This is a genomic window from Spirulina subsalsa CS-330 (assembly GCF_028330765.1).
Lineage (GTDB): Bacteria > Cyanobacteriota > Cyanobacteriia > Cyanobacteriales > Spirulinaceae > Spirulina > Spirulina subsalsa_A.
In genome coordinates this window covers 1-17343 of sequence record NZ_JAQMTY010000197.1, presented here as the reverse complement: position 1 = coordinate 17343, position 17343 = coordinate 1, and the positions used below count along the sequence as shown (strand labels likewise).

The window sequence follows — 17343 nt, the reverse complement described above, 5'->3', positions numbered from 1 at the left end:
GTTACGGCTAAATCTGAATTAACAGATTTGAGAAATCAGGATAAATCAATGGTGTTAGTCGTTGAGCCTAGCAACCCTCTGCAACTCTCGTTGTTTGAGTGGATAAATGGTCAGGTAACTGGCTGTTCAGAATCTCCCACTCTAGCCCGTAGGGTTTAGTGGGGGAGTATGTCAATTCATCATTCGCAAACCTGTGTGAACAGATTCCATGAGTGACCATTTCCCTCGACAGCGGGCCATCATTACCGGAGCCAGTAGTGGCATTGGCAAGGCAACCGCCCTCGCGTTTGCCCATGCCGATATTGATGTTGCCCTGGTCAGCCGTTCTGAATCGAAGTTAAACGCTGTGGTTGATGCGGTTCAAGACATTGGTGTACAAGCCAAAGCCTACTGCTTGGATCTCGCCAATGTGGATCGTGTGAAAGCAGAGTTTGAAGCGATCGTTGCTGATTTTCAACCCATCGATATTCTGGTGAACAATGCTGGCATGGGCTATACGGGCATTCTGGCCGAAACCCCCCTCCAGGATTGGCAACAGGTGATGGCGTTGAACCTCACCAGTGTGTTCCAATGCACCCTAGGGGTTTTAGCGCACATGCGCGATCGCCACAAAGGAACCATCGTTAACGTGGCCTCTGTGGCGGGGAAAACGCCCTTTCCAGGCTGGGGAGCCTATAGCGTCAGTAAGGCCGGACTGATCGCCCTGTCCAAAACGCTCGCCGCAGAAGAACGCGCCCATGGCATCCGTGTGGTGGCATTCTCGCCCGGTGCAGTCAATACTCCCATTTGGGACACCAATACCGTCCAGGCTGATTTCAATCGAGCGGCAATGCTTACGCCTGAAATCGTCGCCCAATCCATTCTTCACGCCGTACTTTTGCCAGAACAGGCAGTGGTGGAAGATATCACCCTCATGCCCAGTGCGGGTGCATTGTGATCCCTTAGTGGTCACGTTCTCGTTTCACGTTCACGCTCAAAGTCACACTTTTTGGATTTAGCTTTGTTATGACAATCGCGTCTTCCAACGGTTCTTCTCAATCTCTCACGCTGGACACAAATGGAAATCGGTTACGTGCCGAGACTGCCAGCCTCACCTCCCGCCCCGATCGCTCAACCACTGAGCATCCAGCCACAGCACCTCAGCCCACCACGGAGCAAGACACAGAAAACATGATGGATGCGGTGCGTATGATGCTAGAAGGGGTCGGGGAAGATCCAGAACGAGAAGGACTCCTCAAAACGCCGAAGCGAGTTGCTGAAGCGATGCAGTTTTTGACCCAAGGCTATCACCAGTCCTTAGAGCAATTGGTCAATGGGGCAATTTTTGATGAAGGCCATAATGAAATGGTCTTGGTGCGTGATATTGATGTGTTCAGCCTCTGTGAACACCATATGCTGCCGTTTATGGGTAAAATTCACGTCGCCTATATTCCCAATCAAAAGGTGGTGGGCTTGAGTAAGCTGGCCCGGATTGTGGAAATGTATGCCCGTCGCTTGCAGGTGCAAGAACGCTTAACCCGTCAAGTGGCCGAAGCGGTGCAAGAAATTCTTGACCCCCAAGGTGTGGCGGTGGTGATGGAAGCATCGCACATGTGTATGGTGATGCGGGGGGTGCAAAAACCGGGGTCTTGGACGGTGACGAGTGCCATGCTGGGTATTTTCCAAGATGACCAAAAAACCCGTGAAGAGTTCTTGAGTTTGATCCGCCATCAACCGAGTTTTCGCTAGCTAGGGACAGGGGGCGATCGCGCCCCCGTCCTTGCGCTCGAAACCCTAATCGCCCATCGGTTAGGGTTTCACTTTTTAATGTGATGATGTCAACATGGAAAATTGATCTGGATCTGACCCAACGATGACCCCCCCACCCAGCCAAGCGATCTACCGTATTCTCGATGCCAACCTAGACCGGGCCCGCGAAGGGCTGCGAATTGTTGAAGAATGGTGTCGATTCGGGCTTAATAATGCCCACCTCACCCAAGACTGTAAAGCGATGCGCCAAGAGCTAGCCCAATGGCATAGTCTTGAACTCCGCGCCGCCCGCAATACCCCCGACGACCCCGGCACATCCTTCACCCATCCCCACGAAGAAACCCGCACCGATATCCAAGACCTCCTCCATGCCAACCTCAGCCGCGTTCAAGAGGCGCTGCGTGTGCTCGAAGAATATGCCAAGCTCTATCAGGGGGAGATGTCGGCGGCCTGTAAGCAAATTCGCTATCGGGTCTATACCTTAGAAAGTCAATTGGCCGGCGATAATGGTCTGACGCAACGGCTGAAGGCGGCGAGTTTGTACTTGGTGACGGCTCCATCGCAGCACCTTTTTGCTACCGTGGAAGCGGCGTTACAAGGGGGCTTAAAACTGGTGCAGTATCGGGAAAAAACCGCCGATGATCAGGTACGCCTAGCCCAAGCCCAGAAGCTCCGGGATCTCTGCCATCAATACGGGGCGTTGTTTTTAATCAACGATCGCATCGATCTCGCCCTCGCCGTCGGGGCCGATGGCGTTCACCTCGGTCAACAGGATGCCCCGATCGCTGTCGCCCGTACCCTCCTCGGTTCCGATCGCATCATTGGCCGCTCCACCCATGATCCGGGGGAAATGGAGCAAGCGATCGCCGAAGGAGCCGACTATATCGGCGTGGGCCCGGTGTATGAAACGCCCACCAAACCCGGCCGCACCGCCGTCGGCCTCGACTACGTGCGCCATGCTGCCCAACATTGCCCAATTCCCTGGTACGCGATCGGTTCCATTGATTTAGAAACCCTAGGGGATGTGATCCAGGCCGGGGGCCGCCGGGTGGCAGTGGTGCGAGCCTTGATGCAAGCCGAAGACCCCACCCTGACAACGCAACAGTTTTTGACCTATTTGCACCGGATGGTCTAGGGGGTGACGCATGACTGACATTCTCTTACAAGTCAATGGCAACCCTGTCACCTGTGCCCCCCACACGCCCCTGTTGCAACTCCTTGAACAATTGAGCCTCAACCCACGCCTGATCGCCATTGAATACAACGGCGAAATTCTCCATCGGCAATTTTGGCCGGAGACCTGCATGGGAGAGGGCGATCGCCTCGAAATTGTTACCATCGTCGGCGGAGGTTAAGCCATGTTCAACGCCCTCAAAACCCACTTTGCCACCGCCACCAACCGCCGCCGCTTTAACCTTGCGGTGTTGGCGGTTCCGGCCACGGTTTGGCTCCTGTTCTTCTTCGTCTTGCCGTTGGTGATTGTGCTGCTCTATTCCGTCCTCGAACGGGGCATCTATGGCGGCGTGGAATGGCAATTCACCCTCGAAAATTATCAACGCCTCTTGAATCCGATCTATTGGGGGATTTTTGGGCGATCGCTTTGGCTGGCCTTCATGACCACCCTCGCCTGTCTCCTCCTCGGCTATCCCCTCGCCTTCTTCATCGCCAGCCGTCCCCCCCAGTGGCGCAACACCCTGCTGCTGCTGGTGATTATTCCCTTTTGGACGAACTTTCTCGTGCGCATCTATGCCTGGATTGTGATCCTGCGTCAAGAAGGGGTGATCAATGTATTGCTCCAAAGTTTCAACCTGATCGATCAGCCGTTGGATTTATTGTTTAATTCCTTTGCCGTCACCGTGGGCCTGATTTACGGCTATCTCCCGTTTATGATCTTGCCCCTCTACGCCACCCTCGAACGCTTCGATTTTTCCCTCTTGGATGCCGCCCAAGATTTAGGAGCCAATGACCTCAAAACCTTGATTCGCGTCGTGATTCCCCTCACCCTGCGCGGTGTGGTGGCGGGTTCGCTGTTGGTCTTCATTCCGGCGGTGGGGGAGTTCATCACCCCAGATATTTTGGGGGGCGCGAAAACGGTGATGATGGGCAATTTGGTGCAAAGTCAGTTTCTCAGTGCGCGGAATTGGCCCTTTGGGTCGGTGCTGTCGATTGTGATGATTGTCATTGTCTTAATCCCGATCGTGATCTATTTTCGAGTGGCAGAGGAAAAACTCAATGCCTAAGCTAGATCAAGCCTCGTTACTCCTCTCGTTTTACGGCGGAGCCGTCCATGGCCATGACCGGGCAGAGCCAGGTCACGAGGAATTAGGTTCGAGCCAATCTCCCCAAGCAACTTATGAATTCTGCTGCTTCTCCTGACTTCAAACACACCGTTGATCTGGCGATTCGTCATGTTGGCCGGTTTGGCCTTTGGGCGATCACCCTCGGCGGTTTGGCGTTCCTGTATCTGCCGATCGCAATCTTGGTGGTCTATTCCTTCAACGCCTCACGGATGAATGCCGTGTGGCGCGGCTTTACCCTGGACTGGTATCGCAGCCTCTTTGCGGGGGTGACGGAAAGCGGTGTGGATGTGACCAATGCGCAGATTTGGGATGCCCTCTGGAATAGCCTGTGGGTGGGGGGCATTTCGACGGTGGTGGCGACGATCTTAGGGACATTGGTGGCTTTAGCCCTGGAACGGTTTCGGTTTAAGGGACGGAATGCCCTCGAAGCCCTGCTGTTTTTGCCGATTATCATCCCGGATATCACCATGGGGATTTCGCTGCTGGTGTTGTTTAGCCTCCTGTTTCAACTGCTGCAAACGGTGCTGGGGGTGCGGTTGGTGCTGGACTTAAACACGGTGATGATTGGTCATATTACGTTCAATATTTCCTATGTGGCGGTGACGGTGCGATCGCGCATTGCCGAACTTGACCCCGCCCTCGAAGAAGCCGCCATGGATCTCGGTGCTGACGAACTGCGCACCTTCTGGCGTGTGACCTTACCGCTGATCTTCCCCGGCATCCTCAGCGGGGCGCTCCTTGCCTTCACCCTCTCCCTCGATGATTTTGTGATTACCTTCTTCACCGCTGGCGTGGGATCAACCACGTTGCCCGTGTTTGTCTACGGCATGATTAAGCTGGCCGTCACCCCTGCGATTAACGCCATTTCCACCTTGATGTTGCTCGCTTCGTTGCTCATTGTGCTGCTATCCCTCGCGCTCCAACGTCGCTCCACCTAACGTCAAACCAAAATCAAGGCCAGAATCTCTTGACCAACCTGATGGGGTTCGCTGGAGATTGTGTCAAAATGAATTAGCCAAATTGAATACGGTTAATTCACTTGGCGATCGCCTTAGTTGAATCATCCATGAGGGGTTACGGGTTATGAAACGATTGCTTGTCTTTGTGCTCCTATTTTTGTTTGGAGTCACAATGCCCATCGGCTGTGCTGCCAACAGTCCAGATGCTGCTGACAGTGGTAGTGCCGGCAATGGAGCAAGCGAAAATGTTCTCAGCATCTACAACTGGTCTACCTACATTGATCCCGACGTGATCACCCAGTTTGAAAAAGACTTTGATGCCACGGTTCAGTACGACACCTACGAAAGTAATGATGCTCTCTTCGCCAAAATCCAACCCGGTAATCCCGGTTATGACATCATTGTGCCCACCGGAGATTTTGTCGAAAGTATGGCAGCCGAAGGGCTACTCGAAGAACTCAATCACGACAACATCCCCAATTTAAAGAACGTTGATCCCCTGTTTCTCGATCAGGATTTTGATCCGGGCAATCAATACAGCGTTCCCTACCAATGGGGAACGATTGGGATCGGCTATGACATTGAAGCGACAGGCGAAGAAATTACCCGCTGGCAGCAGATTTTTGACCCGAAATATGCGGGCAAAGTGTCGCTGATGGAAGATTCCCGCGCCACATTGGGAGCCGTCTTAATGGCCCTGGGCAAAGACCCCAACACCACCGATCCCGCTGAATTGCAACGGGCGGTAGACTACATTGTTGAACATAAAGAGGTAATCGCAACCTTCGCACCGGATACGGGTCAAGATTTGCTCAACCAGGGCGAAGTTGCGATCGCAGTGGAATGGAGTGGCGACATCTTCCAAGTCATGGAAGAAAATGAAAATATCCGCTACGTGATCCCGGAAGAAGGCACGATCGTCTGGGTGGACAATATGGCCATCCCCAAAGATGCCCCCAACAAAGCACTGGCTGAACAGTTCATTAACTTTGTTCTAGAACCGGAAATCGGCGCGAAAATCTCCGCCTATGTCCAGTTCGGCAGCCCCAACAAAGCCGCCGTTGATCAGGGTCTGATCCCGGCCGAAGATCTCGAAAATTCGGGGATCTATCCTGCGGCGGCAACCTTCGCTCGCTTGCAATATGCCGAGGATTTAGAGGCCGATACCCAACTCTATGATGATGCGTGGACTGAGTTAAAAGTGGCCGTCGGCGAGTAATCTCCGCCATCGGATCAGGGGGGTTTAGATCACAAACCTCTGTGTCAAAACCCCCTACCATAGAATTGAGTCGAGGCGACACAAGCGATCGCGCTAACGATGCCGATTGTGATGCCGATTGTGCCGCCTAGGGGCGATCGCCCCTCCCCATCGCAGGCAACCCTTCGGTCTCTGTTTCTCACCCCATTGCTAACGGTCATCTTCACAATAGCGAGGCAAAAATTGATGAATCACGCAATTGAACTGGTCAACGTGTCGAAAACCTTCCGGGGTCAAAACAACCGAGAATTTCGAGCCATTGAACAGTTGAATTTGCAGATTCACGACGGAGAGTTTTTCTCGCTCCTCGGGCCGTCCGGCTGTGGCAAAACTACCTTGCTCCGGATGATCGCAGGGTTTGAAACCCCCACCGCTGGTGAGGTGGTCATCCATGGCGAGGCGATGCGCGATCGCCCCGCCTTCCACCGCCCCGTCAACACCGTCTTCCAAAACTACGCCCTTTTCCCCCACCTTACCGTCGCCGAAAACGTCGCCTTCGGCCTCGAAATGGACAACCTCCCCAAAGCCCAAATCCGTTCTCGCGTTGGGGATGTCCTCGCCCTCGTCAAACTCAACGGCCTCGAAAACCGCCGCCCCCGCCAACTCTCCGGCGGCCAACAGCAGCGCGTCGCCCTCGCCCGCGCCCTCGTCAAAAAACCCCAAGTCCTCCTCTTTGACGAACCCCTCGGCGCACTTGACCTCAAGCTCCGCAAAGCGATGCAGCTTGAACTCAAACACATGCAGCAACAGATAGGCATCACCTTCGTCTACGTCACCCACGACCAAGAAGAAGCCCTCACCATGTCCAACCGCATCGCCGTCATGTCCGACGGTCACATCCTCCAAGTGGGAACCCCCACCGACATCTACGAAGAACCCAACTGCCGATTTGTCGCCGACTTCATCGGTGAAAGTAATTTCCTCATCGGCCAAGTGATCGAACAATCCATGGGCGGCATTGTCGCCCTCATTGACGGCGAACTCACCCTCTCCGTCCCCTACGAACCGGAAATCCCCGTCGGCAAAATCATCACCCTCGTCATCCGCCCCGAAAAAGTCACCATCCACCCCGACACCAGCGGCGAAAACCACGGCCTACGCGGCACGGTTAAAGATGTGGTCTACATCGGCACCGATACCCGCTTTGTGATTCAACTCACCTCCCGCAGTGAATTAATCGTGCGCCGCCAAAACATCCACCACGGCAACCTCGACACCTTCACCCTCGGCGAACAAGTGCAAATCCGGGTTGCCCCGAACAGCATTCGCGTCCTCGAAGAAGGCTCCCTCAGCCCCGACATTGTCCAGGATACGATCAATACCCCCCCCAAATCGGTGTGATCCTGTTGAATGCGATCGCACCCTTCCTTTAGATCAGTCCTCACACCCAAAAATTGGCGCCTGAAGCTAAGTTGTTTGCGCCTGAGGCCAAAGTAATTAAAAAACTAATGGGGATAATGGGCATTAGACCGCAAGCTTGAGTTTTGACCAATTGTTACGGTTATTCTCGCCTGAGGATCACAGCACAAAACAGTTGTGTTCAGGCTGGATCACTGCGGTTCTAACCTAAAGACAAAACGTTTAACTCAGCTGAAATCGTACCCCGCTCAAGGCACAGTAACAGGAGGCTTGTTCCCTGACTGTTCTAAAGTATTGCTGAAATCGGGTCACGAATCACACGTTTCTAAACATCCTCATCAGGCAATCTACCGTCAAATGCTACCCACTTTTACGCTTTTTAACGACCTATGAAACGCTCATTTTTTGCTTGCTTGACAACAGCAGTGCTGTTGACGGCCGTGCTTCCTCCCTTTATGGCGCAGGCTTTGCCGCCGTTGCCTGCACCTCCGTCTGGGGAAAATGTACCCTCCGGAGTCTTTTCCCTTGACAACATCACAACCCTGATGACCGAGGTGGAAGAACGGTTGGATTTGACAGACAACCAAAAAAGTCAGTTTCAGGCGCTGGGCTTGGAGGTGTTGACGGAGAGTGATTTATTCTCGCCCGCACAATTGCAGAGTATGGTGGCAGCGGTGCAAGCGGGTGGGTCACCGTTTGAGGCTCTGGGGGGCATGGATTTATCCCCCGGTACGATTCGCCAAGTGGGCGAACAAGTGATTCCCTATCTGGGGCGGGCTCAAGCGATTCTCACCGATGAGCAAAAATCTGAACTGCGCGCCATGGTGAGCGATCGCCTCGGTGATCCGCCGTTCCCGCCGCGTTAGACTCACGGGGTAATCGTGGTAAATCCTAGTCAGGATGCGCTAGGTGGGACGACCCCAGCGCATCCTGATGTCGAGCCAGGGCGATCGCGTAATCGTCGCACTACTGGAAATAAAATCAACGCCGGTTTCTGCCACAGCGCGGATCGTGTCGAGGGTGATATTCCCGGAAGCTTCGATTTGGATGCGGGGGTTGGCAGCGCGAATCAGGGCTACCGCGTCGCACATTTGGGCGGGGGTCATGTTGTCGAGCATGATGATGTCGGCCTGGTGGGCGATCGCTGCCTCAATTTCCGCCGGGTTTGTCGTTTCCACTTCAATTTTTAACGGGTAGGGCATCGCGGCGCGGACTTGGGCGATTGCTCGCTTGGGGGGATGGTCAGGCTATGAGAGTCAACATCCCCCTGGCATTGCTCTTTTAGTCCGAGGCTTAAGGCGATTTGATGCCTTTTTTCAGGGCTGGGAGATGGCTCGTGACTCAACTTATGTATAAGCAGTAGCCCCTAGGGTGAGGGCTTTGCGGGATCTGGCTAATTTTATCAGTCAAGCAGGGTGATGACTGCGGCGACTCAATACAAAATAGTAATGTGTGTTACAGTTAATTGGCAGAAATTAAGCTTCAGGCAAGACTCAATTAGGACTTGAGACCGCTTGCCACAGACTCTACATTACTTGGGCTTTTCAGACAATTTGCTCCATTATTACGCAGCTTTAGCGGCGCAATTTGACTCGCAAAATCCCATTAATCACCATCTTCAACTAAAACAACGTTGAAACCCCCTGCTTGCCCATCAATGTAGTATCACGGCACAGCTTGATTGGTGGGTTACGGCGGATTGTCAAATTGCAGTGATAGCGGAATTTTAACCCGCCTAACCCACCCTACGATAAGGCATCATTTTAGCTATGCCATGGCAGTATAGCAATCCTATTTGATTCATGCACAGGCAAAGGACTTAAGCCCCTTGTTGATGAGGAGATAAGATCTCCGCTTGATTTAGGATCGCTATAGTTTGGATTTCAAACCAAAAAATGTCTTTTCAAGACCGTTCTTGAAAAGAATATTTTTCTATTTTTTAAAATCTTCAGATATAACATGAAGGAATTGATCGAATGAAATGTGTTAAAAAAACAGCCTTGGTTTATTGTGAGCAAGAGTTTGGATTGATCGATGGTAAGACAGCCGCAGGGTTAGTGAGGCATTCTGAACTTTATACCATTGTTGGTGTGATTGATAGTGCATTAGCGGGTCAAGATGCCGGGGAAGTCCTAGGGGATCAAAAGAGTAATATTCCCATTTTTGCGACGCTAGATGAATCCTTGCATCACTTGTTACAGGTTCCGGACTGTTACATCTACGGCAAAGCACCCTTAGATACTTGTATATCCCCAGCAGAACGATATCTGATCCTAGAAGCAATGGCAAAAGGTATGGATATCATTAACGGTCTGCATCAATTCTTTTCTGAGGATCAAGAATTTGCGCAGATGGCGGTTAAGCATAATGTCCAAATCAAAGATATTAGAAAGCCGCCCACCTTACAAGAGTCTCACGTTTTCACGGGTCAAATCTCTAAGGTTGATATTCCGGTCATTGCCATATTAGGCACTGATTGCGCCTGTGGCAAACGGACGACCGCCGTCAAACTCAATGAAGCCCTCAATACTTTGGGGATAAAATCGGTCATGATCGGAACCGGTCAAACGAGCTTAATGCAGGGGGCCAAGTATGGTGCATCGATGGATGCGCTGGTTTCCCAGTTTGTGATCGGTGAATTAGAAAATGCGGTGATTCGGGCTTTTGAGCAGGAGAATCCCGACATTATTTTAGTCGAGGGGCAAAGTGCTGTGAGTCATCCGGCCTTTATGAGTTCCATTGGTATTTTGAAGGGAAGTATGCCCGATGGGGTGATTTTACAACACCCGCCGGCTCGAAAATTTCGCTGTGATTTTCCTCATTTAGTGATGCCTACGATTGAACGGGAAATTCAGTTAATTGAGGCTATTTCTCCATCTCAGGTAATTGCGATCGCTCTCAATCACGAAAACCTCACCCCTGACGAAATTCTGACCATTATCGAAAATTATGAAGATCAGTTTCGCTTACCCACCACTGATGTTTTGAACTACGGGTGTCAAAAGCTGATTCAAGCCTTAAGCGATCGCTTCCCTCATTTAAGTCATAAAATCAAGCCCAAAACCCTCCCCAAAATACCCCTTTCAGCGGTGAAATAGAGATCCAATGTCTAGGCAAATATAGATGCCGGTAATACTGCCAAGGATAGAAATCACCCTATCTCAAATTCAGCATAATGCTCGGATACTCTCCGAACGTTATGGGAAACAGGGAATTTCCTTGATGGGTGTTTCTAAAGCAACATTAGGAGACCCTGAAATCGCCAAAGCGATGATTCAAGGCGGGGTAAAATTCATTGCTGATTCTCGCATTGAAAATATCAAACGGATGAAAAATGCGGGGATTTCAACTCGGTTTGTTCTGCTACGAACGGCATTAAGTCAGGCCGAAAGTGTGATTAAACATGTAGATATCAGCCTCAATACAGAGCTTGCCACGGTGAGAGAGCTTTCCTATTATGCAAGGATGTATAATACCGTTCACCAGATCATCATTATGATCGAGTTGGGTGATCTCCGCGAAGGCGTATTACCGGGCGATCTTTTCCCGTTCATTCAAGAAGTTCTGACGCTACCCAAAATTAAAATCATCGGCATAGGCTGTAATTTAGCCTGTTTTGGGGGGATTAAACCAGACAACTATAACATGGGCAAGCTATCGCATTTAGCGGATGCGATCGAACAACGATTTCAGATTACGCTGGAAATAGTGTCGGGTGGAAATTCCGCTAACTACGAATGGGCCGAGTCCACCCAAGCACTGGGTAGAATCAACAATCTTCGCCTCGGAGAATCAATTCTTTTAGGCTGCGAAACGATTCAGCGCAAAGCCATCCCAGGGTTACATACCAGTGCTTTTACATTAATTACTGAAGTGATTGAATCAAAAATAAAACCTTCTGTACCCTTTGGAGAAATGGGACAAGATGCGTTTGGAACGATTCCCACATTTCAAGATCGTGGTCTTCATCACCGGGTCATTATTGCCTTGGGCAGGCAGGATATTCTCGTCTCTGGATTAATCTCTCAGAACAATCTGGAAATTCTTGGATCTAGTAGTGATCATATTATTCTGGATAGTCATAACCATGATTGTAAGATTGGGAGTGAAGTGAAGTTTGACCTCGATTATGGGGGGTTACTTTCCGCGATGACTTCGCCATTTATTGCTAAGCAGGTGATTGGCGATCGCGCTGCAATGCGGCGCGATCGCCACCGGGTTTTCTAGCATGATTTTTGGGGAGTTTGTCCTAGAAAACCTGGTGATGTGAGCTTATGCGCCGCCGCGTAATTTATCGAGGACACTGCGATCTTCGAGGGTGGAGGTATCGCCGGCGATTTCTTGGCCAGAGGCTAAATTCCGGAGCAAGCGCCGCATGATTTTGCCCGATCGCGTCTTCGGCAGCACATCGGTAAAGCGAATATCTCCCGGACGTGCGATCGCGCCGATTTCCTTCGCCACATGCTGCTTCAGTTCATTGATCAACGCATCGCTGCCGGTGTAGTCCCCTTCGAGGGTGACAAAGGCAAACACATCTTCACCCTTGAGATCATCGGTGCGACCCACCACTGCGGCTTCGGCGACGGCGGGATGGGACACGAGGGCCGATTCGATTTCCATCGTCCCGAGGCGATGCCCCGACACATTGATCACATCATCGACGCGACCCATGACCCAAAAATAACCATCCGCATCGCGCCGCGCTCCATCACCAGCGAAGTAGAAATGCTGGCCCTCTTTGGGTTGGATATGCTCCCAATAGGTGCGACGGAAGCGATCGTCATCGCCGTAGACCGTGCGCAGCATACTTGGCCAAGGATGGGTAATCACCAGATAACCCCCTTCGCCATCCTTGACCGGATTGCCTTCGAGATCCACCACATCCGCCAAGATACCGGGGAAGGGCAGCGTGGCCGAGCCGGGTTTAGTCGGCGTTGCACCGGGTAAAGGCGTGAGCATAAAGCCGCCGGTTTCCGTTTGCCACCAAGTATCAATAATCGGGCAGCGTTCGCCGCCGATCACCTTGTGATACCACATCCAGGCTTCAGGGTTGATCGGTTCGCCCACGGTTCCCAAGAGGCGCAGGGAGGAGAGGTCGCGGGCGTTGGGGAGGTGTTCGCCCAGTTTGATGAAGGCGCGGATCGCGGTGGGGGCAGTGTAGAAAATGGTGACCCCGTATTTTTCGATCACATCCCAAAAACAGCCGGGATTGGAGGGACGGGGCACGCCTTCATACATCAAACTGGTGGCTCCGTTGGAAAGGGGGCCGTAGACAATGTAGCTGTGGCCCGTGATCCAACCCACATCGGCGGTACACCAATAGACATCGGTATCTTTGAGATCCAATGTCCATTTACAGGTCATGTGGGTGTAGAGGTTATAACCGGCGGTGGTGTGAACGACTCCTTTGGGGTTGCCGGTGGTGCCGCTGGTGTAGAGGATGAAGAGGAGGTCTTCGCTGTCCATGGGTTCGGCGGGACAGACGGCGCTGGCTCCGGCTTTGAGGTCGTGCCACCAGTGATCGCGCCCTGGTTCCATGGTGATTTTTTCATGGGTGCGTTGAACGACGAGGACGTTTTCAACGCTGGGTACGCCGTCATGGGCGAGGGCTGCATCGACGGCGGGCTTGAGGGGGATGGTTTTATCTTTGCGATAGCCGCCATCTGCCGTTACCACGAGTTTGGCCTCGGCATCGATGAGGCGGGTTTTGAGAGCTTCGGCACTGAACCCGCCGAAAACGACGCTATGGGGCGCACCGATGCGGGCACAGGCGAGCATGGCGATCGCAGCTTCGGGAATCATGGGCATATAGATGCCGACGCGATCGCCCTTTTTCACCCCTAAGGATTTAAACACGTTGGCCATTTTGCACACTTCGCGATGCAATTGGGCATAGGTGAGGGTGACGCTTTCGCCGGGTTCCCCTTCCCAGATCAACGCTGCTTTATTTTTGCGCCAGGTGGTGAGGTGGCGATCGAGGCAATTGTAGGAAATATTCAGTTTGCCGCCAACGAACCATTGCCCATGGGGCGGTTGCCAATCCAGCACCTGATCCCATTTTTGAAACCAATCGAGTTCGGTTGCCGCGAGTTCTGCCCAGAATGCGGCGGGATCAGCCTTGGCTTTGTCGTAGAGTTCGCGGTACTGCTCCATGCTGCCGATGGTGGCCGCTTGGGAAAATTCCGCAGGCGGGGCAAAGGTGCGATTTTCCTGCAAAATGGACTCAATAGTGGGTTGGGTCATGGCTGCTGTTTGTTTCAAAAGTCTGCTGTCATCTACGATACGGCCTGCCCTGCGGTGGCATCCCATTTGTTTCGTTTCTTTAAACAGCAGCGGCCAGGGGGCGATCGCTGCCACCATCCCCCGCCAATTCCGCCTCGCTTCAAGGATCGCCCCCCTGATGATTTGGCTTACTCTGGGCCGTGATAGGTACGTGTCGGAGCCTCGAAGCCGTATAACGTGCCGTCGATGTGGATCACCTCATCCTCCCAGGGGAGGCGATAGTTGCCCTGTACCATGTCCTGCATATAGGTGTAGGGGCAATCCTGCGCCCCGCCCTTGACGGCCACATAACCGCGATGGCCGAACTGATAAATATTGTTTTCCACGCCCCAATAGCGCCGCGCCTCCCGCACTAAATCCGGCCGGACTTCTGCGGTGATGATTTCATCGGGGCGATCGCTCCCCATCACCAAAGGCACACCGTCAAAATTAACGATCATCCCCTCACCCATGGAATCAAAAGAGCCATCACTCCCACACATGCAAACCGAAGCCGTGTAGATCAGATTACAAAAGGCGTTGGCTTGGTTGGTGATCCGCCAAGAGTGGCGAATCGGGGCGGTATAGCCAGCGGTGCGAATCATGATCTCCGCACCTTTGTAGGCACATTCGCGGGCCATTTCCGGGAACATCCCGTCATGGCAGATGATCAGGGCGAGGGTGCTGCCGTTGGGGCCCTCACAGACGGGAATGCCGAGGTTGCCAGGTTCCCAAGGTTCGACGGGAACCCAGGGGTGCAGTTTGCGGTAGTAGAGTTTGATCTCGCCCTGGTCGTCGATGATGATGCCGCTGTTGTAGGGGTTGCCCTGGGGGTTGTATTCCATGATCGAGAAGCAGCCCCAGATTTGGTGATCAATGCAGGCTTGTTTGAAGGCGGCGACTTCGGGGCCGTCGAGGCGGCACATGATATCGGGGTTGGTGTCCATGGAAAGGCCGTGGAGGGCATATTCAGGGAAGACGACCAAGTCCATGCCGGGGAGGTTGCGCCGCGCTTTGCCGACGATGTCACAGATGCGTTGGGTTTGGTGGGCGAGGTCGTCGGGGGTGACGACGGCGGGAAGTTGAAGTTGTACCATACCCAAGACGACACCGTTGGGGGTTTTGTTGAGGCCGCAAAGTCCGCTCATGTGGTTTTGAGAATCAAGGTTTGCAGATTCAGCCTAGGGGAGGGCGATCGCGCCAAACTGTATCAAGCACCACGAAAAAGCGACCCAAGATGGTAATCATCTTGGGTCGTCTGTTCGCCATGAATGGTGGGGGTTTAGCTCTGGCATGGGGGAGCTTTAGAACGGAGAGGGAGGGATTCGAACCCTCGGTACGGTCTTGCGATTCGTACAACGGATTAGCAATCCGCCGCTTTCGACCACTCAGCCACCTCTCCAGAGGTTGACGTATCGAACTAACAGTATAGGGGGAATGGTTGAGACTGTGCAAGGGTCACGAGCAATTATTTTTGACATCAGGCATGGGGAGTGCGAGCATCCTGCTCGCTACGACTCTGGGTGCATCCCACTTTTGCCGATTCATCCTGCTCGCCAGGTAGCCCCCTCATCCCCAGCCCTTCTCCCGCAGGAGAAGGGAGCCAAAAGCCCTCTCCTACGGGAGAGGGTTGGGTGAGGGGTGGAGTCGCGCTTGCATCACCGCGATACGCTACGATCCACGGGGCAAATCCTTACTCCCTCTGACGTTATGACGCTTTGGCTCTATCACTATCCGCCGCTCTTGGCGGGACGATTAATTAAACGCTACAAACGCTTTTTTGCTGAGATTGAACTGGATACGGGGGACGTGATCACGGCCCATTGTCCGAATACGGGGCCGATGACGGGGGTGTATCAACCGGGGCAGCCGGTGCAGGTGTCGCGCAGTGATAACCCGAAACGGAAGCTGGCCTATACCTGGGAGTTGATTCAACTCGACGACCCGGAGCCGGTTTGGGTGGGGGTAAATACGAATTTGCCGAATCGGATTATTAAGGCGGCGTTGTTGAATCAGCAATTGCCGGAGTTGGCGGGGCGATATTGTCAGGTGCGGCCGGAGGTGGCCTATGGGCGCGATCGCAAGAGTCGGATTGATTTTCTCCTCACTGATGACCAGGGGGAGCATCCGATTTATGTGGAGGTGAAAAATACCACCTGGACAACGGGACGCACGGCGGTGTTTCCCGATACGGTGACGACGCGGGGCCAGAAACATCTGCGGGAGTTGATCGCGATCCGGTCGGAGGCGGCGGCGGTGATGCTCTATTTCATTAATCGGGGGGATTGTGTGGAGTTTGCACCGGGCGATCGCGCTGATCCCACCTATGGCGAACTATTTCGGGAGGCGATCGCGGCGGGGGTGGAGATTTTGCCCTATCGGATGCAGGTGAGTCCGGCGGGGGTGGCGTTGGATGCGATCGCACCGATTCAACCCCATCAACCGCCTGAAATTGTGAAACCAGGCTAAGATATGCGGGGGGATCATGAAAAACCCGTTGGGGATCATCCCATTTGACAGTGCCAGACCTGACATTCTTACCGTCGCTCAACCCAATCATGGCTCAATCTCTGCACCCTTTGCTCCTTAGTGTTGGCTTGGCCAGTACGTTGATGGGCTGCCAAACGGCTGACCCCTTAGCCACCACTGTGTCCACCCATGCAACCGGAGCGGAAGCCCTCCCCGCCCCGACGGACGCGGAATCCCTCGCCGCTGGGTTTCAAACCGTGGTTGGGGACGGGGTTTCTCTGGCGCTCCCGGTGGGCTATGAGGGCGGCAACCCAGAGCAGGATCTTGAAGCTGTGGCGCAGCAGCTTGATCAAGCCGGCGAAGAGCACCATTCCCTCAGTGAAGCGTTACGGGAACGCAAGCAAGCGATCGCCCTGATTGCCTTTGATGAAGCCAAAGACACATCCGGCTTTGTCACCAATGTCAATGTGACGCGCCAACGCCTCGATCACGATACCTCCATGGCGGTTTTCTTAGCCGCCGTCGTCACCCAGGTTGAAACCTTGGGCTATCGTGTGGCAGCGTCGGGGATGACGGATCTTCAGGGTGAAACAGCGGGCCGGCTCGTTGTGGAAATGACCGCCGGGAAGCAAGACATTACCCAATTGGTCTATGCGATCCCCGCTCCGGAAGCCGTGTGGCTGATCACCTATTCCACCCCCCAAGCGGAATTTGAGCAACGCCTCGCTCAGTTTCAAACCAGCGCCCAAACCTTTACCGTACTTCCCTCCGATGCCATGGGTGGAGTCCGCTAGGCAGAAGGTCAGCCGGGCTTAAGCTTCGGCTATCCTGGGGTTAGTGCCTGTTGCGTTGACATCCTCACCGGGCTAAAGCCACAGTGATTCCTAAGATTCACATCTTAGGTTTCTGCTTCATAGCAACAGCCTCCACCCGCAAGGAGTTTATGGTCTTACGTTCGCTCCACAGACTATCCCCGCTAGCCCAGCGG

General features: G+C 53.3%; 16 protein-coding genes, 1 tRNA gene and 1 pseudogene. 14 read left to right on the top strand and 4 right to left on the bottom strand.

Annotated features, from left to right (window positions below):
• Positions 1-208 precede the first annotated feature (208 nt).
• From PN477_RS13910 to PN477_RS13865, 10 genes are all read left to right on the top strand, one after another.
• A complete protein-coding gene (locus tag PN477_RS13910) occupies positions 209-937 on the top strand; it encodes an SDR family oxidoreductase (RefSeq protein ID WP_272120269.1) in 729 nt (242 codons plus the stop codon).
• A 68-nt stretch (positions 938-1005) separates the two neighbouring features.
• On the top strand, positions 1006-1728 hold the full coding sequence (gene folE / locus PN477_RS13905; RefSeq protein ID WP_417158821.1) for a GTP cyclohydrolase I FolE: 723 nt from the start codon (positions 1006-1008) through the stop codon (positions 1726-1728).
• A 124-nt stretch (positions 1729-1852) separates the two neighbouring features.
• Positions 1853-2884 carry a thiamine phosphate synthase gene (locus PN477_RS13900; RefSeq protein WP_272120268.1) on the top strand — a complete coding sequence of 344 codons (1032 nt, stop codon included), beginning with the start codon at positions 1853-1855 and terminating at the stop codon, positions 2882-2884.
• A 10-nt stretch (positions 2885-2894) separates the two neighbouring features.
• Positions 2895-3104 (top strand): sulfur carrier protein ThiS, encoded by a 210-nt coding sequence (gene thiS, locus PN477_RS13895; RefSeq protein ID WP_272120266.1) that lies wholly within the window; start codon positions 2895-2897, stop codon positions 3102-3104.
• A gap of 3 nt (positions 3105-3107) precedes the next feature.
• Positions 3108-3989: an ABC transporter permease gene (locus PN477_RS13890; protein WP_272120264.1), complete on the top strand. Its 882-nt coding sequence runs from the start codon at positions 3108-3110 to the stop codon at positions 3987-3989.
• A complete protein-coding gene (locus PN477_RS13885; protein WP_272120262.1) occupies positions 3982-4125 on the top strand; it encodes a hypothetical protein in 144 nt (47 codons plus the stop codon). The genes PN477_RS13890 and PN477_RS13885 overlap by 8 nt, the downstream gene beginning before the upstream one ends.
• A complete protein-coding gene (locus PN477_RS13880; protein ID WP_272120260.1) occupies positions 4103-4987 on the top strand; it encodes an ABC transporter permease in 885 nt (294 codons plus the stop codon). Before PN477_RS13885 ends, PN477_RS13880 begins: the two co-directional genes overlap by 23 nt.
• 145 nt (positions 4988-5132) lie before the next feature.
• Entirely contained in the window at positions 5133-6227 is a 1095-nt protein-coding gene (locus PN477_RS13875; protein WP_272120258.1) for a polyamine ABC transporter substrate-binding protein, read from the top strand.
• A 225-nt stretch (positions 6228-6452) separates the two neighbouring features.
• Positions 6453-7607: an ABC transporter ATP-binding protein gene (locus PN477_RS13870; RefSeq protein WP_272120256.1), complete on the top strand. Its 1155-nt coding sequence runs from the start codon at positions 6453-6455 to the stop codon at positions 7605-7607.
• Between the two features lie 407 nt (positions 7608-8014).
• Positions 8015-8491: a Spy/CpxP family protein refolding chaperone gene (locus tag PN477_RS13865; RefSeq protein ID WP_272120254.1), complete on the top strand. Its 477-nt coding sequence runs from the start codon at positions 8015-8017 to the stop codon at positions 8489-8491.
• 39 nt (positions 8492-8530) lie between these two features.
• Here the strand turns inward: PN477_RS13865 and PN477_RS13860 are convergent.
• Positions 8531-8851, bottom strand: a pseudogene (locus tag PN477_RS13860) (nicotinate-nucleotide diphosphorylase); the annotation flags it as partial.
• A 750-nt stretch (positions 8852-9601) separates the two neighbouring features.
• Here PN477_RS13860 and PN477_RS13855 point away from each other — a divergent pair.
• Both PN477_RS13855 and PN477_RS13850 read left to right on the top strand, forming a co-directional pair.
• Positions 9602-10723 (top strand): DUF1611 domain-containing protein, encoded by a 1122-nt coding sequence (locus PN477_RS13855; protein ID WP_417158820.1) that lies wholly within the window; start codon positions 9602-9604, stop codon positions 10721-10723.
• Positions 10724-10748: 25 nt separating this feature from the next.
• Positions 10749-11852: an alanine/ornithine racemase family PLP-dependent enzyme gene (locus tag PN477_RS13850; RefSeq protein WP_272120250.1), complete on the top strand. Its 1104-nt coding sequence runs from the start codon at positions 10749-10751 to the stop codon at positions 11850-11852.
• Positions 11853-11897: 45 nt separating this feature from the next.
• On the opposite strand, the gene acs is transcribed toward PN477_RS13850, so the two are convergent.
• The 3 genes from acs to PN477_RS13835 all read right to left on the bottom strand — a co-directional run bounded on the left by acs (position 11898) and on the right by PN477_RS13835 (position 15288).
• Positions 11898-13868 (bottom strand): acetate--CoA ligase, encoded by a 1971-nt coding sequence (gene acs, locus PN477_RS13845; protein ID WP_272120248.1) that lies wholly within the window; start codon positions 13866-13868, stop codon positions 11898-11900.
• 167 nt (positions 13869-14035) lie between these two features.
• On the bottom strand, positions 14036-15034 hold the full coding sequence (locus PN477_RS13840; RefSeq protein ID WP_272120246.1) for a formamidase: 999 nt from the start codon (positions 15032-15034) through the stop codon (positions 14036-14038).
• Positions 15035-15196: 162 nt separating this feature from the next.
• A tRNA-Ser gene (locus tag PN477_RS13835) sits at positions 15197-15288 on the bottom strand.
• A gap of 308 nt (positions 15289-15596) precedes the next feature.
• Between PN477_RS13835 and sfsA the strand changes: the two genes are divergently transcribed.
• Both sfsA and PN477_RS13825 read left to right on the top strand, forming a co-directional pair.
• A complete protein-coding gene (gene sfsA / locus PN477_RS13830; protein ID WP_272120243.1) occupies positions 15597-16355 on the top strand; it encodes a DNA/RNA nuclease SfsA in 759 nt (252 codons plus the stop codon).
• An 89-nt stretch (positions 16356-16444) separates the two neighbouring features.
• Entirely contained in the window at positions 16445-17149 is a 705-nt protein-coding gene (locus PN477_RS13825; protein WP_272120241.1) for a DcrB-related protein, read from the top strand.
• Positions 17150-17343 lie beyond the last annotated feature (194 nt).

Coding starts and splice junctions, on each gene's coding strand:
- sfsA (WP_272120243.1), top strand. CDS start 15,597: ATGACGCTTTGGCTCTATCACTATCCGCCGCTCTTGGCGGGACGATTA.
- PN477_RS13875 (WP_272120258.1), top strand. CDS start 5,133: ATGAAACGATTGCTTGTCTTTGTGCTCCTATTTTTGTTTGGAGTCACA.
- PN477_RS13870 (WP_272120256.1), top strand. CDS start 6,453: ATGAATCACGCAATTGAACTGGTCAACGTGTCGAAAACCTTCCGGGGT.
- PN477_RS13880 (WP_272120260.1), top strand. CDS start 4,103: ATGAATTCTGCTGCTTCTCCTGACTTCAAACACACCGTTGATCTGGCG.
- thiS (WP_272120266.1), top strand. CDS start 2,895: ATGACTGACATTCTCTTACAAGTCAATGGCAACCCTGTCACCTGTGCC.
- PN477_RS13865 (WP_272120254.1), top strand. CDS start 8,015: ATGAAACGCTCATTTTTTGCTTGCTTGACAACAGCAGTGCTGTTGACG.
- PN477_RS13885 (WP_272120262.1), top strand. CDS start 3,982: ATGCCTAAGCTAGATCAAGCCTCGTTACTCCTCTCGTTTTACGGCGGA.
- PN477_RS13840 (WP_272120246.1), bottom strand. CDS start 15,034: ATGAGCGGACTTTGCGGCCTCAACAAAACCCCCAACGGTGTCGTCTTG.
- acs (WP_272120248.1), bottom strand. CDS start 13,868: ATGACCCAACCCACTATTGAGTCCATTTTGCAGGAAAATCGCACCTTT.
- folE (WP_417158821.1), top strand. CDS start 1,006: ATGACAATCGCGTCTTCCAACGGTTCTTCTCAATCTCTCACGCTGGAC.
- PN477_RS13900 (WP_272120268.1), top strand. CDS start 1,853: ATGACCCCCCCACCCAGCCAAGCGATCTACCGTATTCTCGATGCCAAC.
- PN477_RS13910 (WP_272120269.1), top strand. CDS start 209: ATGAGTGACCATTTCCCTCGACAGCGGGCCATCATTACCGGAGCCAGT.
- PN477_RS13855 (WP_417158820.1), top strand. CDS start 9,602: ATGAAATGTGTTAAAAAAACAGCCTTGGTTTATTGTGAGCAAGAGTTT.
- PN477_RS13825 (WP_272120241.1), top strand. CDS start 16,445: ATGGCTCAATCTCTGCACCCTTTGCTCCTTAGTGTTGGCTTGGCCAGT.
- PN477_RS13890 (WP_272120264.1), top strand. CDS start 3,108: ATGTTCAACGCCCTCAAAACCCACTTTGCCACCGCCACCAACCGCCGC.
- PN477_RS13850 (WP_272120250.1), top strand. CDS start 10,749: ATGCCGGTAATACTGCCAAGGATAGAAATCACCCTATCTCAAATTCAG.